Below are 16,197 nucleotides of genomic sequence, written 5' to 3' on the forward strand. Positions count from 1 at the left end.
GCTCATTTTTAAATGCCTTCTGCATAAGAATATTTATTATTTCTGGTGAAGATATCTACATAAAGACTTAGTAAATGTTAAACCTTGCATATATATAAATTGAACTTTCTACAAGCTAGCTTTCAGTTGAGCTAAATCTTCTAAGTTTATAACATATTCATCATTATAGAACTGCATTAACTCCTCTTTTGTATTCCACTCTAACTCTTTAACAAAATTATTCCATGTCATAAACCACAACCAAGGTGTTCCTGTTTCCTTGAGTATTTTAGGATCTGGAATTGGTCCATTTTCACTTAATGCTACTGGCTTAGCCTCCTTTGGAATAGCCGCTGTCTTTAAGAATTCAATTGTTAACGGTCCATGATTTTCAAGAGGAGCATAGTAATCCTTGCTATTAATATCTACTACATCATCTCCTGGATACCATTCTGGATCTGGTGAATTCCATACCCAAATTAAATTATTTAATTCATGGTAATTTACATATCTATCATACATCAATCTATATAATCTTATATATGCTTGTGGACCTTTCGCCCCCCACCAGAACCAGCCGCCAGAAGCTTCATGCAGTGGTCTCCATAAAACTGGAATGTTATTATCTCTGAATTTCTTTAGCTGTTCAGCTATTATATCAAGATCTCTTAACATACTAATATTTTCTTCAGTACCTTCAATTAGAGCTTTTTCTAAATTAAAGTTAGTATTTTCTGTATAAAAACTTTTTCCTCTGCCATGCATTGGGGAAAACCAATGCCAGCATAATGTAATAATTGCATCAGTATCCTTTCCCCATATTAAAGCTGTTTCTATACTTCCTCTATTATTTGCCAACTCATCTATACATTCAAAATTACTATCTGGAGTTTCAGTTGATAGCGAATAGCTTAACAAATCAAACCCCAATATAGCAGGTGTCTTTCCTGTCATCCTTTCTGTATATTCAAAGTCCGTTCCACTAGCTTTGTTACAATGCTGACCGCTTAATATTCCATTACCATATATTTTTGAGAAAAGCCTCATTAAATCTACACACTCTTTGCTGGCATTATTATTGCTTAATGCAAAATTAGGTTTATTTTCAATATAATTTTCCTCTTCTGTAACATTTATACTATCAATATTTAAAAACCCACTCTGCTTTAATAATTTAATGATATTAATACCATTTTTTAATTTTAGGCATCCTAATTCTTTAATAGTAAATACGTCACTTACATTAAAGTCAATACTTCCATAGCATTCATTATTAATAAAAATTCTATGAAATGTTTGCTTTGATGCTTCTGAGTCATCAACTAATTCAGATGGTGCTGATTTATCTTTTAAAGGTAAGGCGTATCTTACTCCAACTTTATAAATTCCATCATTAGTTATATTTACTTCTGCGATAACATAATCATCATCGCCTGTTAAAGCAGTTAAATATCCTGAATTACTATATCCTTCAATTTCACGATTTATTCTACCATTAATATGTTTAATATCTGTGGAATCTATTACTATTAAATTACTCATTCTATACTTTCTCCTCAATTAATACGTATTTATCTTTTCAACCTTACTTTATAGCCTTTAGAGTCCACAACTTAGAAGAGAAATCACCTGAGATGCCAGCAGTATCAATTCCTGAATACATTAATTCATCTCCGCCTGCTACAATATCAGTGCCTTCAACTGCATAAATATAGTTAGAGTTTAGTCCCTTAAGTCTTATTTTCTTAGGAAACATATTAGGTACTTCTAAACTTTTAAAGTAGAAAACTACTGCTTCAGTTTTATCTTCTGTCACATAAATCCACGAAGTTTCACTTCCTTCAAATGGACTTAAAATTCTGTAAAACTCCCCATATTGTATAATATGACGTATCTCTTTGTAATGAGCTACTTGAGCTTTAACAATCTCCTTCTCTTCATCTGTGAATTTTGTCAAATCAAGTTCATATCCAAAATTCCCAGACATAGCTACATTCCCTCTAGTTTCTAAACTTGTTGTCCTTCCAACTTGGTGATTAGGGCAGGCTGATATATGAGATCCCATTGAACTTGCTGGATATACTAAACTTGTTCCATATTGAATTTTCAATCTTTCTATGGCATCTGTATCATCGCTAGTCCAAGTTTGCGGCATATAATATAGCATTCCCGGATCAAATCTTCCGCCTCCAGAAGCACAGCTTTCAAATAATACTTCTGGGAATTTACTTGTTATAGTTTCAAGAATATAATAAAGCCCTAGTATATATCTATGAGATATTTCCCTTTGCTTGTTACTAGGAAGCATAGCTGACCCTAAGTCAGATATTCCCCTATTCATATCCCACTTAACATAAGATATAGGTGCACTTTCCAATATATCAGAAAGCATTCTTATTATTTCGTTACATACATCTTCTCTGCTTAGGTCAAGAACTAATTGAGTTCTTTGAGCTCTTGATTGTTTTGGTTCTCTATTTGGTACATGAATACACCAATCTGGATGGGCACGATATAAATCGCTATCAGGCGATACCATTTCCGGTTCAAACCATAATCCAAAACGGATTCCTTTATCAGTAATTTTATTTACAAGAGTGTCTAACCCGTCTGGTAATTTTCTCTTATCTACTACCCAGTCACCTAAAGAACAGTTATCTGAGTCTCTCTTCCCAAACCATCCATCATCTAATACAAACAACTCCATTCTAAGTTCTTTCCCTGCCGTAGCAATTTCTTCAATCTTGTCAGCAGTAAAGTCAAAATAGGTAGCCTCCCAATTGTTGATAAGTATTGGTCTTTCTTCAAATTGATATTTGCCTCGGCATAATCTATCCCTATATAGCTTATGATAAGTTCTGGACATGTCACCTAAGCCTAAATCAGTATATACCATAACAACTTCTGGTGTTTCAAATACTTCACCAGCATTTAATTCCCAGTTAAAATCAAATGGATTTATTCCCATTTGAACTCTTGTATTGCTAAATTGGTCAACTTCTACTTCTGCTAAAAAGTTACCGCTATATACTAAGTTAAAACCATACACCTCACCATAATCTTCATCTACATTTTTTGCTAAAAGAGCAACAAATGGATTTTGCTGATGACTACTTATGCCTTTTTTACTATCAATAGATTGAATTCCTGGTACTAACGCTCTCTTATAAATATGCTTTTCACGGCACCACGCCCCCGACAATTGTAGTAAATCAAAATTAGAATGCTCAAAATCAATACTAAAGCTTAATGCTTTTTGTATATTTATCTTTTCTCCATTTGAATTATTATTTAAAAATTTTACATTCCTTGTTATTACATTATAATTGCTATATATAGTGTAAGATAAAATAAGGGTAAGCCCTATTATATCGTCACACAAAGTAACTTCTAAAGTTTCGGCTTCATCATCACTATTTACATAAGTTGCAGGTAATGAACTCATTTTACTTTTCCCCGGTATAACTTCATGTTTTACATATTTTAATTCACTTGTACTAGAGCCATTTTCTAGGACTATCTCAAAGGTTGGAGTCCTAAAATCTCCTGTACCAAAAGCTGAAAATTCTTGTGGTATTACATCTAAATTAGTTTCTTCAATCTTCGATGGGTTAATTAACTCATAATTTCTAACTCTTTTCCCATAATATCTATGAGCTAAATATCCAGCATCTAATATTTGCATTACATAACTTGTTTTCTCATTAAATAAATGTAATATTTTACTTTTTTCATCAAATCTAATTGGCATATAAATTCTCCTTAATCTGCTTCAATTTTAAATATAGTTATTTCTTATTTTAGAAAAATAGCTACTGCTTTCATGTTATCTGTTGTTTTATATTTTAATGTTCTATTTTCAATTATAATATCATCAGTTATATCACTATAAATTTCCTTTATATTATGCGGACATCCTTCTGGTAAAGCTATTTCAATATATTCCGGTAATTGACCATTAAATGTATGAATCGTTACATAAGCTTCTCCGTTATTTCCTATTCTTATAAGACCCTGCCAGCCTTCTGGATGTCTATAACTGGTTAAATGCGGTCCAAATCTATGGGAAAAACCTTCTTTAATAATAGGAGATATCTTTCTATAAAAATCCATTCCTCTCTCAATTTGATTCCATTGTTCCTTAGTAAGTTCTGTAACATTTCCAGAAAAACACATACGTCCTAAAAATGTATTTACAATAGAGTAGCAAATGCGTTTTAGACTATCACTTTTACGAATTACTGCCCAAATTTGACTTTGTCTTGGAAGTATGGCTCTATGAAGATTTGCTGCAAGTGCTGGCATTTCTTCACACTCATGAGCATCTGAGAAAGATGCCATACTCATAAGTCTCATCATGCTCGGTTCTAATCTATGACCTCCAGATGCACAGTTTTCTATAACAATGTTTGGCACCTCATCTTTTACCTTTTGAATAAATAACTTTGCTGCTTCAATATTTTCTCTTAAACCTTCTCCTAGAGAATCACTTCTATCACAGCCAATGCCCATAGTATCATTGTAATCTATCTTCATATACTCAAATCCGTAATCTTTAAGAAGTTTAATTACCTTTTCTGATAAATACTCTTGTACCCACGGATCTCTCATATCCCAAAAACGTCTGCCTTCAGTAGAAAGTACTTGACCATCTCTCTTTAATAAGTGCTCTTCCAAATTATATACCTTTGAAGCTCTCGCAACGTTTTCAATTTCAAACCATATTCCTGGCTTCATCCCAGCTTCACGAATTGCTAAAACTGTTTTATCTAATCCATCTGGAAATAATTCCTTAGATATTTCATAATCCCCCATGCTTGAATCCCACGTTTCACCTTCTGGCTTAAACCATCCTGCATCTATCACGAAATATTCTATGCCCTTTCCTTTAAGATTCTTTACTATTTCTGCTATATTCTCATGAGAAGGGCATCCCCATGTAGTGCAATATTCGTTAAAAAGTATCGGAAGAGTTTGTTCGCATTCTGGCCCTTCATTAACATATTTGTCTCCTGCTTTTGTTAGTCTTTGTGATACATTATCAATCCCTCCGCCTTTACATACAGTAACTATGGCAATTGGAGTTACAAAGCTTCCACTTGGTTTCACCTTCTTCATCCAGTGGCCAAATTCTCTATCGGCAATTCCACCTGATAAATTTATCCCATCATCTCTACGATAAACTTCCATTTGCCAAGAAGATGAAATAGCCAGCTGAGCGCCCCAAAGTACATTATTGGTTATGTCTTCTAAAGCTGCAAATGGGAAAAATCTCTTTACAGGTAAAGACCCAACTTGTCCAAACCTCTCACTATTAACATGGAATTTTGTCCATGATGGTTCCAGCTGCAAATCTTCTAAAGTTGCAGTCTCCAATCTTCCTTCATTACTCCATCTGCTTCTTAACCTATGTAACACCACTTGATTATAAGCATCACCTTCAATAAATGGTGTAATATTTCCAAGAGAAAAACTTGAAATCATTTCAAGGATTACTGATTCTTCAGAGTTATTTATAAATTCTGTATATACTTCAATAGATGCTTCCCCTTCAAACCAAGTTACTACATGCTTAGTAATATAATTTCTATCATCTTTTAATATAGTTATTATTTTTTTGCAATTATCTTTATTGCAATTTATTACATCTTGACTTAAAAATTTGAGCCTTTGTGTAGATTCACTATTACGTAAGGTTGTTCCGCCAGAGTATACCCCCGGATAAGCATCGCCAATTAATTTTAGCTGAACCAAAGAATCTACACCAAAATTATAATCTTTATTTGTTGTAATATTATTTTCCATTCCCAGTGGCACCAATGTCATTCCTACTCTTTCGCTTTGCCTGTCTATATAGTAGATAGCTGCCATATCCCCTAATCTAATCTTTGATAATTCTTCCAATTTCATATAACCCTCCACTTTTAAAAGTTTGTAGAATAAACTAAAATGTGTTGTCTATATTTTTCACTATGTTTTTACTTACATATACTATATCAATTTCATTTTTTATCTAATATAATACAATTGCTTAAAAATTGAATAAATCTATTTTATAAATAATTGTGTGCTGATATGAAATTGTATAAAAAAAGGTATCACAACTATCTATACAAATATTTGTGATACCTTCCGTAGACTTTTATGATACTAAAATTCCTAAAATCGTTATTTCTTTTGCTATGTTTTCTTTAACTACATCTATCTCTATTCTGTATTTCTTGATTTCATTACTTAATTCTAAAATCTCTGTAGCAGAATAATCTCCCCAGCCATCTTTAAAATAAGTATCTATAAACACTGTCTCTTTATCATTCACTTTTATACTGATTTTACCCGAATTTACTAAGATACTCTTTTTAAATAGCAAAATAATGTTTCTTGCTTCTAATTCAAAAACTAATCTTCCACCTTTCTCATCTTCACCATCATATTTCCACCCATTTAGGAATACTTGGAACCCTTCATCATAATTAGCAAATCCCATTATTTCTTTAGGATTGATTGTAGAGTTATTCATTATTGTTCCATTTAAATACCTATCTTCAAATACACATGGTGTGCCTAAAACATTATCTATGATTTCTATTTCTTCTCCTTCTTTATAATCATTCTCATAAATATTATTTATAAAGTTAATTAATAGTTCGGATATTATATAATGACCATCATCATTTGGATGTACTTCATCAGTTAGGACATCAGCAAATTTCATTTCATTTTTATCAACTTTACACTTAAGTGCATCTCTAAAACTTATCATTGGTACATTATATTTCTTACCTATTTCTATTTGCTGCTCCTGAACATTAAATCCTGTATCCATAGTCATAAATATTTCTATTACTGCCGGCTTGCTTTCACTAGCCAATAATCTTCTAATTAAACTCTCATAGGCAACCTTGCATGAATAATCTTCGTCATCGTTTACTGCAGCATCAACAAAAACCAAATCAGGATTTTGGCTTATTACCTGCTTTTCTGCTCTGTGGACTCCTATTAAAGATCCTGTTGCTCCTACTCCTGCATTTATATGTCTTACATTTACATTATTGAATTTTTCTTTAAACCAAGTATATGTTAATTCAACATAGCATTTTTCTGGAACTGTTGAATTACAACCTTGAGTTATAGATCCACCTAAAAATGCTATAGTTAAATCCTCTCCTCTTTTAGCTTTCTCAATTAACTTTAATATTCTATTTATATCACCTTTATTTACTAATGAATGTTTAAACATCTCTTTTGTCATTTTAAATTCCAAGTGTATTCCTCCCTTTTAAAATTTATACTTATTTAGCTAAATTGTAACTTAATCGTTTTAATTAATATTTGAATAATTCTTATAATGTTAGTATAATGATTTTAAAAAACAAAAACTTGCATTATTTAAGCAAATAATAACACTATTTTGATGTTAATAGAATTTTTATAGCGAGGTATTTCCTTATGAATAAGAATATTTTAAAAGAAACTACCAATTCTGGAGACTCTATGTTCCCATTATATTTTTCTAATATGGAAATCGGGGATAAATCAAGCATGCTTAATTGCCACTGGCATGATGAAATTGAATTTATTTTAGTAAGCTCAGGAAGAGCAATATTCCAAATAGAAAACTCTTCCTATGAAGTAAGTGAGGGTGAGATTATTATTATAAGTGCTGGTGAGCTTCATTCTGCTTATAGCTTGAATTCTAATAATCCATGCATTTGTAAATCATTAGTTTTCAATAGCGATATGTTAAGCAGCAAAAGTAGTGATGCAATTCAAATCAAATTTATTAATCCATTAATAAATAATCAATTAAATTTACCTCATCACTTAAAATGCGCCAATGATGCCGAGATTGCCATAAGAACTTTTTTATTTGAGTTAGCATCCACACTTAGTACAAAAGAATGTAACTATGAGTTAACGGCTAAATCCTATTTATATATGATCTTTTCAAAAATTATGCTTATGGTCACATATAAAAATACTAACAAATCTATAAATTCTAGTACTTCTAGCAAAATAGATAATTTTAAACATATACTCAACTATATTCATGTAAATTATAATAAACCACTTACAATAAGACAACTTTCATCTGAACTTAACATGAGCGAAGGACATTTCTGTAGAACCTTTAAATCCTTTACCTTTAAGACGCCTATTGATTATCTTAATTATTACAGAATAACAAAGGCTCAAGACCTCCTTTTAAATAGCAATAATAAAGTATTAGAAATTTCAATGGATGTTGGATTCAATAATCTAAGCTATTTTATAAATATATTCAAAAAAAATACTGGTTATAAGCCTTCTGAATTTAGAAATAAATTTAAGAATAACTGTTTAACATAATAGTATTATCCTAACTTAAATTAAAATACCATTCCTGCTGAAACCCCATAGCATATTTAAAGATCATATCTTAAAAATGCAATATCTATACTATTTTTTATTAATGCTATTACATTTTCAAAGATACTCTTGTAATCATTTGCATAAATGTGGTATTATTTTATTATTAAAGTAATCGATAACTCTTTTTTAACTTAATAACTATTTTTATTATAATTATTACTTTAGGATTTGACACCATAAAAAATTGCATAGTACATTGAAAAAATAAGGAGTGACAGCACATAATGAGAGCAAAAAAAATAGATTTATTCAAGAGAAAAAAAACAAATCCGGAAAATATAAAAAAGCTAAACATAAGTAAAATAAATGATGACTTTAAAAATTTACCAATAAGAAAAAAATTATATTACTCCCTTATGCTTATATCATTTATTGGAATTATATCAGGGTTAGCAGGATTAACATTTTTACAAAGCATAACTAGCAATTATAACAATGCATTAATAAATTATGGTTTTTCTCAAGGTGATATAGGAAAACTTGGTATTGAAATAGAGAAGTCAAATTCATTAGTAAGAGATATTTTATTTTTAAATGATTCAAACGAACAAATGGCTGCTAAGAAATCCCTTGTTAGTTCTTTATCTAACATAGATGATTTAATAAAGACAGTATCAGTATATCCAACAACTCCTGAAGAAAAAGAAATACTGAATAGAATAAAAGTTAATCTTGTAAAATATAAGCAAGTAAGAGATATTGTAGTTGCAAAGGGGATGGCTAATTTCAAAGATGAAGGCTTAAATGTCTTTAGAACAGATGGTACATCTTTAATAGACCAAATTAATGATGATATTCAATTATTATTACAAACTAAAATAGACACTTGTAATGCATTATCTAATAAGTTAACTATATTTAAATATGTTAGTATGGGAATTGTTATTCTTAGCATAATTTTTTCACTTATACTTAGTTTATCTCTAACTAAATATATTACTAAATTAATAAGTAACCCTATTGATAATATGAAAAACGTGGCAGAAAAAATGGCAAATGGTAATTTGGATGTTTCTATACATATCAATTCAAATGATGAAATTGGAGAATTAGCATCTTCATTTTCTTTAATGATTAATACCTTAAAAAATTATATTACTGAAATTTCTACAGTTTTAAGCAGCATTTCTCAAGGTAATTTTGATATTTATACAAAAGAAGATTATAAAGGCAATTTTGTGGAAATAAAAGATTCATTGGATGATATTGTACAATCTTTAAGTAACATATTTCTAGAGATTAAAGAAGCAACTTACCAAGTTAACAGTGGAGCTAGTCAGGTTGCCAGTACCTCTCAAGTTATATCTGAGGGTGCAACAGAACAAGCTGCTTCAATTGAAGGCTTATCTGTTTCAATAAATAGAATTAACGCTCAAGTCCGCAATACTGTTGTAAATGCAGATAATACTAATTTAATTACTATGAATTTAGTTAAAAGTATTATGGATAGTAACTCTCAGATGAATGAAATGTTACGTGCTATGGATGATATCGAGAAATCCTCTAAGGATATCAATAATATTATTAAAGCAATTACTGACATAGCAACTGAAACAAATTTGCTTGCATTAAATGCAGCAATAGAGGCTGCAAGAGCAGGCGAAGCCGGAAAAGGTTTTTCTGTCGTAGCAGATGAGGTAAGAAAACTTTCCTTCCAAAGTGCTGATGCAGCAAAACAAACATCATTATTAATTGGAGATTCTATTAACGCAGTAAATAGAGGCCGAAACTTAGCTAATGATACTGCTAAAACCTTAGGAGAACTTGTAAACAGCGTAAATAATGTGACTGAATTAATATCTAATATTACATATGAATCAAAAAACCAAGCTAATTCTATAAATCAAGTACATGATGGTATATTAAAAATATCTGATGTTGTTCAATCAAATTCAGCAATAGCTGAAGAAAGTGCTGCATCTAGCGAAGAACTAACAGCTCAAGCTGAGACTTTAAATATAATGCTAGATAGATTTAAACTTAAATCTTAGGTAAAAATATAGTAGATAGTTTTATAAAAATCTATCTACTATATTACTATAATAACTCAACATTAATTTCCAAATCAACTATTAACAAGATAGTTTAATCAAAACTATCTTGTTAATTCTTTTTTAAATTTTTAACAGTATCTTTTATTACAATTTTTCCACTTACAACTCTTCGTGCTGGCTTGTAGTCAACTTTGTATATTTTTTTGACTATAGCTTCTACAGCCGTTTCAGCCATCGTTTTCATATCCACCTCAAAAGTTGTAATACCTAAATCAGATAGCTCTGTCATCAAATAATTATCAAATCCAACTACAGAAACATCTTCTGGTATACGATACCCTTTATCCTGTAATTTTTTAATTAACAGATACGCTACTGAATCGCAATTACATGCAAAGGCGCTTGGCATTTTTTCTGGCAGATCAAAATTTAATTCCTTCTTACCAACTTCTCTATCTGCAATATACATATTAGACGAATATTCAATATTATTTTCAAGCAAAGCTTTAGCAAAACCTAAAAAACGGTCTTGAATACTACTAGTTGCATGGGGATTACCTACAAAAATAATATCTTTATGCCCCATCTCAATTAAATAATCTGTTAATAAATACATTCCATAATAATTGTCAGAAGTCACTGTGTCATAGTCGCTATGCTTATCATATGTATCTAGCAATACTAAAGGAACATCTCCAAGATTGTTAAGATATTCGATATACTCTTTCCTTAACTCTCCCATAACAATTATTCCATCTATTTTACTATCTTGTATCATCCTCGGGATCACTCTATTATTTTCATCATCTTTGCTTATAATTTCCATAATTCCGTAATATGATTTTTTTGTTAGTGCATTTAGTACGTTTTGATACAATTCCCAATAAAAGGAATGATACATTTCAACATAACCTTCGGGAATTAATACCCCTATATTATAAGTATAGCCATCTCGTAAAGACCTCGCTATGGAATTTTGACGATATCCCATTTCAGCTGCTACTTTCTTTATCTTATCTCTTAGTTCATCACTTACTCCCTCTTTATCAGAAAGAGCTTTAGAAACTGTTACTTTACTTACGTTTAAAACTTCAGCAATATCAGCAAGTTTAATTGCTTTTGCCATATTATTCATTCCCTTCTTGTTATACGTAAATCAATGATAGATGCTATGTTTAAGTTCAATAATTATAATAACACAATATGTTACTAGAATGCATTAATATTTAGATTAAACTAAGCTTATCGTTTGAAATTTGTAAGTTTAAACAACTATAATTTAAAAAATAACTATTTTCATTGCATAATATTACATCTCTATTAATAATTATATAATAAAAAGCCGTATTTTGCTATAAATTATACCTCAAAAGAGTTTGAAATTTTAGCTAAAATACAGCTTAATAAATTTGCCTTTATTATATCAAACTTTTATATATTAAGGTTAACGATTAGCTAACATACATTAATATACTATAGTCTTCCCTCTTCGCTATCTATAGCTCCAAGTTCATTATGTTCTTTTATAAACTTTACAGTTTCATCAATTGTAGTATATGCTAAGCCTACATAAGTATCTGCAGCACCATAATAGATAGCAATTCTACCTGTTTCAGCATCAGTTAATGCTGCACATGGAAAAATAACATTTGCCACAAATCCACGTTCTTCATACCATTCTTCTGGTGTTAACATTATACTACCCGCTCTATACAATACTTTTGATGGACAATCTTTATCTAAGATTGCAGCACTCATAGAATAAACAAGACCATTACAAGTTCCTGTAACACCATGATAGAACATTAACCATCCTTCATCAGTTTCAATTGGTGCAGGTCCACAGCCAATCTTTATTGATTGCCACCATCCAGATCCACCTTTTTGCATTACTATTCTATGTTCACCCCAATATTTTAAATCAGGACTTTTACTTAAGAAAACATCTCCAAATGGAGTATGTCCATTATCACTAGGTCTAGATAGCATAAGGAATTTCCCATCAATTTTCTTAGGGAACAGAACTCCATTACGGTTAAATGGCAGGAATGGATTTTCTAATCTTGTAAATGTTTTAAAATCTGTTGTCTTAGCCAATCCAATTGCAGCCCCGTCAAAATCCCCACACCAAATTATATAATATGTGTCTTCAATTTTTAATAATCTTGGATCGTATGCATAAAGTGGTTGATAATCTTTACCATCTTCATCCACAAATTTTATTTTTTCTTTTTCAAATTCCCAATTAATAGCATCCTTACTATGTCCTAAATAAATATGTGGTCTTCCATTTATAGTTTCACCACGAAATACTCCTATAAATTCATCTCCATAAGGCATAACTGCACTATTAAATATTCTTGCTACCCCTTCTACAGGATTTCTCCCTATAACTGGGTTTTCAGTATGTCTCCATATTGGCCCATTAAAATTAGCTGGCTTTTCTTGCCATGGAATGTTGGGTAAGTTTGCACCTAAAATTTTACTCATATAAATTCACCTTTCCAAAGAAATATCTAATAAAATATATAATTCTATAATATTTCTTACTGCATATTTTTATTATTAATGCTAAATTAATTAATTTAGTTTTAAATATTGTCAATCTTATTACGATAGTTTTTAATTACTCTTTTACCGACCCTGATACTAATCCGCTATAAATATGCTTTTGCAATGTAGTAAATACAACGAAGGTTGGAATCATAATAAGAACTATACCAGCACATATTATTTCCCAATGAGCACCAAACGGCCCTTTAAACTTAAATAATGTTGTTGAAAGCGTTAATAAGTCTGAATTTGGCGTATATAAAAATGGAGTATAAAAATCGTTATAAACACCAACACCTTTTGTAATCATAACTGTTACAATTGCTGGAGAGAGTAACGGAAGAATAATTTTATAATAAATTTGAAAATAATTTGCACCATCAATGATTGCAGATTCATCTAACGAAACTGAAATATTCTCTAAGAATTGTAGGAAAATATATATAGTCATTATATCTGTACCACAATATAAAATAATTGGTGCTAATCTAGTATTGAATAAACCTAATGCATGTACTATTTGGAATGTTGCAACTTGTGTTGCTATTCCTGGAATCATTACTGCAACCAAGAATAATCCATTTATAAATTTACTGAATTTTGTCTTAAATCTGCTAAATATATATGCAGCCATAGATCCAGTAAGTATAGAACCTATTAGTGAGAATACTAACACAATTAATGTATTCTTAAAACCATTAATCATATTTCCTTTATCAAATACTTGTTTAAAATTATCAAGATTCATAAAAGACTTCGGTAATGCTAATGGACTTGTTGTAGTATATTCAGCTCCTGTCTTAAAGGCTGTAAAAAATACACTTAAAAGAGGAATGATAAATACTAGTACAAAAAATATTAAGACAGCGTATTTAATTACTTCATAAACTAGTTCTTTTCCGCTCATTTTTTTTGCTTTCATACGCTTACATTCCTTTCTTTTTCATAACTGCATTTTGTATGCTAGTGATAATTATACACATTGCCAATAATACCATTGCCATTGCTGAAGCAAGTCCAACTCTATGATTTTGGAATGCATATTGTACAGTTTGAATTATGAAAGTCATACTTCCATTTCCGCCACCAGTCATAATATATGGTGTTTCAAATGCAGATAATGCTCCAGTAAGAGATAAGAATAATTGTAATCCTAGAATGGTTGAAATACCTGGTATTATTATATATCTTAATTGTTGTAATTTATTAGCTCCATCAACTCTAGCAGCTTCTAAAATGTCTGATGAAATAGAAGCCATTGCAGCTGAGAACATTACAATATTATATCCAATGTATCTCCATACTGAAACAAAAGCTAATGATATATTAATGATGCCTTGATCTTGTAACCAGTAGTGTATAAATCCTCCTAATCCAAGCATTTTTAGTACAGTATCTAAAGTACTATCAGGTTGGAAGAAAAATACGAATACAAAACTTATAGCAACACTATTTATTAATGACGGGAAGAAATATACCCCTTTAAATAAATTTGAGAATTTACATCCAAAAGAAACTAGATATGCGATTATAATACCTAATCCAATTTGAATAAAGGATGCAACGAAGTAGTAAAAACTCACAAATAATGGTGTGAAATATTTTACGTCACTCATTATAAGCTTATAATTTTTTAGACCTACAAAATCTTTAGTTTTAGTAATACCATCCCAGTCAGTGAAGCTATATCCTGCCATCGCTATTGCTGGTAAATAGGTAAATACAATCAATAAAGTTACTGGTACCATTAGAAATAAAACTGAAATTATAATCTTCTGTTTATTGTAAGGTAAGGAAGAGAAACTAAGTTTATTCTTTGAATTATTAGTGCCAGCTGCTACTTGTGTATTTGTTTCAGCATTTGTTATCATATTAACACTCCTTTACTCTTAATTTGAAAAGGCGATATCTATACACAATTAATATCGCCTTTTAACAATCAAACAATTACATAAAACTATTTACCTATAGAGCCTACTCCAGTAGCCCAACTCTTATTTAATGAAGCCATATAATCATCAAAACTTTGCTTACCGTTACCTAATCCGATTTCTATAACAGTCTTAACCCATTTACTATCATTAAGGTTAATTAATGATTCTTTTTGTACTTTATCTAAATCAGTAGCCATTTGTGTAGTACCAGCTTTTTGTTGAACTAATGTTGCACCTGCTCCTGCTAAGAAGTCTGGTAATTTTGCTCCTACAAGAGAAGAAACCATGTCGGAATCGTTTGGATATTTTTCTACGAAGTATTTTACAAATTCTTTAGCAATATCTTTATTTTTGCTATGAACATTTACGCCCATCATATAATCTGGTGCAATTTGCATAATTTGTTTTCCATCGTGTGATATAGGCGCTGCCATAAATTTGATATCTTCAGGTGTTTTAGATTTAGCCTTCATTTGACCTACTGCCCATGATCCTAAAGCCATTATACCTATTTTACCATCAGCCATCATTTGCTTTGAAGTTTCCCAGTCTGTTGTCATAGGATCTTGTTCAACTAATTTATTAGCAACAGCATCATTTAACATCTTTAATGTTGTATAAAGAGGTTGCCCTTGTCCAAATATATTTTTGTCATAAATCATTTTATTTGGATAATCTACATCACCTGATGCGTTAACTAGTTGTGCTGCTGTCCAGTTAGTTAATGCCCAGTCATCTTTATAGTTAGTATATAAAGGAATTGCAGATGTCTTTTCTTTTATAGCTTTTAAATCAGCCATAAATTCTTCTGGTGTTGTTGGAGTTTTTGTAATTCCAGCTTCTTTAAAAACCTTTTCATTGTAAAGAAAACCATTAGCGTTAGCTCCAGTTGCTAATCCATAAACAGTTCCATCTACATCTGCATTATCAAGGAAATCATATTTGCCTTTAAGTTCATCTCTAGTTCCCATTGGCTCATAATAATCTTTATATTGATTTTTAGTTATGTTTGCAGGAAGCATTAAAACGTCACCATAGTCTTCTGTTCCCATTCTAGTATTCATTGTATTTTGGTAATCATTTAATGCTTCAAAATTAACTGTTACTCCAGGATGTTGTGATTCAAATTCTGCTTTATATTTCTTGAATACATCATCCATATCTGTTCTATGTGTTAAAACTGTAATAGTCCCACCTGATTTTCCATCGCTTTTTCCTGATGTACTAGTGCTGCTGCTACCACAACCAGTTAATGATCCAATAGCTACTGCACTTGCTAGTAATAATGCTAACTGTCTACGTATTTTCATTTTTCATACCCCTCT

The 16,197-nt window shown here is 30.6% G+C and carries 11 protein-coding genes; 2 read left to right on the top strand and 9 right to left on the bottom strand.

The features are described 5' to 3' along the window. Nucleotides 1-108 precede the first annotated feature (108 nt). The 4 genes from COL3_RS08580 to COL3_RS08595 form a co-directional block, all read right to left on the bottom strand. Nucleotides 109-1,521: a glycosyl hydrolase gene (locus COL3_RS08580; protein WP_008421775.1), complete on the bottom strand. Its 1,413-nt coding sequence runs from the start codon at nucleotides 1,519-1,521 to the stop codon at nucleotides 109-111. A gap of 43 nt (nucleotides 1,522-1,564) precedes the next feature. Further along, nucleotides 1,565-3,730 (bottom strand): alpha-galactosidase, encoded by a 2,166-nt coding sequence (locus COL3_RS08585; protein ID WP_008421773.1) that lies wholly within the window; start codon nucleotides 3,728-3,730, stop codon nucleotides 1,565-1,567. A gap of 44 nt (nucleotides 3,731-3,774) precedes the next feature. After that, on the bottom strand, nucleotides 3,775-5,889 hold the full coding sequence (locus COL3_RS08590; protein WP_008421771.1) for a glycoside hydrolase family 36 protein: 2,115 nt from the start codon (nucleotides 5,887-5,889) through the stop codon (nucleotides 3,775-3,777). A gap of 232 nt (nucleotides 5,890-6,121) precedes the next feature. Further along, complete coding sequence (locus COL3_RS08595; protein WP_008421768.1) at nucleotides 6,122-7,243, bottom strand: SGNH/GDSL hydrolase family protein; 1,122 nt, start codon at nucleotides 7,241-7,243, stop codon at nucleotides 6,122-6,124. A 185-nt stretch (nucleotides 7,244-7,428) separates the two neighbouring features. Between COL3_RS08595 and COL3_RS08600 the strand changes: the two genes are divergently transcribed. After that, nucleotides 7,429-8,328, top strand: coding sequence for an AraC family transcriptional regulator (locus tag COL3_RS08600; protein ID WP_008421766.1), 900 nt, complete (start codon nucleotides 7,429-7,431; stop codon nucleotides 8,326-8,328). 287 nt (nucleotides 8,329-8,615) lie between these two features. Continuing rightward, complete coding sequence (locus tag COL3_RS08605) at nucleotides 8,616-10,382, top strand: methyl-accepting chemotaxis protein (protein WP_008421764.1); 1,767 nt, start codon at nucleotides 8,616-8,618, stop codon at nucleotides 10,380-10,382. Between the two features lie 112 nt (nucleotides 10,383-10,494). Here the strand turns inward: COL3_RS08605 and COL3_RS08610 are convergent, their stop codons facing one another. The 5 genes from COL3_RS08610 to COL3_RS08630 form a co-directional block, all read right to left on the bottom strand. Next, the gene (locus COL3_RS08610; RefSeq protein WP_008421762.1) at nucleotides 10,495-11,511 is read right to left on the bottom strand and encodes a LacI family DNA-binding transcriptional regulator; all 1,017 of its coding nucleotides are present in this window, start codon (nucleotides 11,509-11,511) and stop codon (nucleotides 10,495-10,497) included. A gap of 347 nt (nucleotides 11,512-11,858) precedes the next feature. Further along, on the bottom strand, nucleotides 11,859-12,875 hold the full coding sequence (locus COL3_RS08615) for a glycoside hydrolase family 130 protein (RefSeq protein WP_008421760.1): 1,017 nt from the start codon (nucleotides 12,873-12,875) through the stop codon (nucleotides 11,859-11,861). 136 nt (nucleotides 12,876-13,011) lie between these two features. Continuing rightward, complete coding sequence (locus COL3_RS08620) at nucleotides 13,012-13,860, bottom strand: carbohydrate ABC transporter permease (RefSeq protein ID WP_008421758.1); 849 nt, start codon at nucleotides 13,858-13,860, stop codon at nucleotides 13,012-13,014. Nucleotides 13,861-13,864: 4 nt separating this feature from the next. Continuing rightward, on the bottom strand, nucleotides 13,865-14,809 hold the full coding sequence (locus tag COL3_RS08625; protein ID WP_008421756.1) for a sugar ABC transporter permease: 945 nt from the start codon (nucleotides 14,807-14,809) through the stop codon (nucleotides 13,865-13,867). 86 nt (nucleotides 14,810-14,895) lie between these two features. Then, the gene (locus tag COL3_RS08630) at nucleotides 14,896-16,182 is read right to left on the bottom strand and encodes an extracellular solute-binding protein (protein ID WP_008421755.1); all 1,287 of its coding nucleotides are present in this window, start codon (nucleotides 16,180-16,182) and stop codon (nucleotides 14,896-14,898) included. Nucleotides 16,183-16,197: the final 15 nt, after the last annotated feature.

Source organism: Clostridium sp. LS (assembly GCF_002760435.1).
Classification (GTDB): domain Bacteria; phylum Bacillota; class Clostridia; order Clostridiales; family Clostridiaceae; genus Clostridium.

Excerpts from the sequence above, each read along its gene's own strand:
- COL3_RS08580 (WP_008421775.1), bottom strand. The coding sequence starts at position 1,521 with ATGAGTAATTTAATAGTAATAGATTCCACAGATATTAAACATATTAAT.
- COL3_RS08585 (WP_008421773.1), bottom strand. The coding sequence starts at position 3,730 with ATGCCAATTAGATTTGATGAAAAAAGTAAAATATTACATTTATTTAAT.
- COL3_RS08590 (WP_008421771.1), bottom strand. The coding sequence starts at position 5,889 with ATGAAATTGGAAGAATTATCAAAGATTAGATTAGGGGATATGGCAGCT.
- COL3_RS08600 (WP_008421766.1), top strand. The coding sequence starts at position 7,429 with ATGAATAAGAATATTTTAAAAGAAACTACCAATTCTGGAGACTCTATG.
- COL3_RS08605 (WP_008421764.1), top strand. The coding sequence starts at position 8,616 with ATGAGAGCAAAAAAAATAGATTTATTCAAGAGAAAAAAAACAAATCCG.
- COL3_RS08610 (WP_008421762.1), bottom strand. The coding sequence starts at position 11,511 with ATGGCAAAAGCAATTAAACTTGCTGATATTGCTGAAGTTTTAAACGTA.
- COL3_RS08615 (WP_008421760.1), bottom strand. The coding sequence starts at position 12,875 with ATGAGTAAAATTTTAGGTGCAAACTTACCCAACATTCCATGGCAAGAA.
- COL3_RS08620 (WP_008421758.1), bottom strand. The coding sequence starts at position 13,860 with ATGAAAGCAAAAAAAATGAGCGGAAAAGAACTAGTTTATGAAGTAATT.
- COL3_RS08625 (WP_008421756.1), bottom strand. The coding sequence starts at position 14,809 with ATGATAACAAATGCTGAAACAAATACACAAGTAGCAGCTGGCACTAAT.
- COL3_RS08630 (WP_008421755.1), bottom strand. The coding sequence starts at position 16,182 with ATGAAAATACGTAGACAGTTAGCATTATTACTAGCAAGTGCAGTAGCT.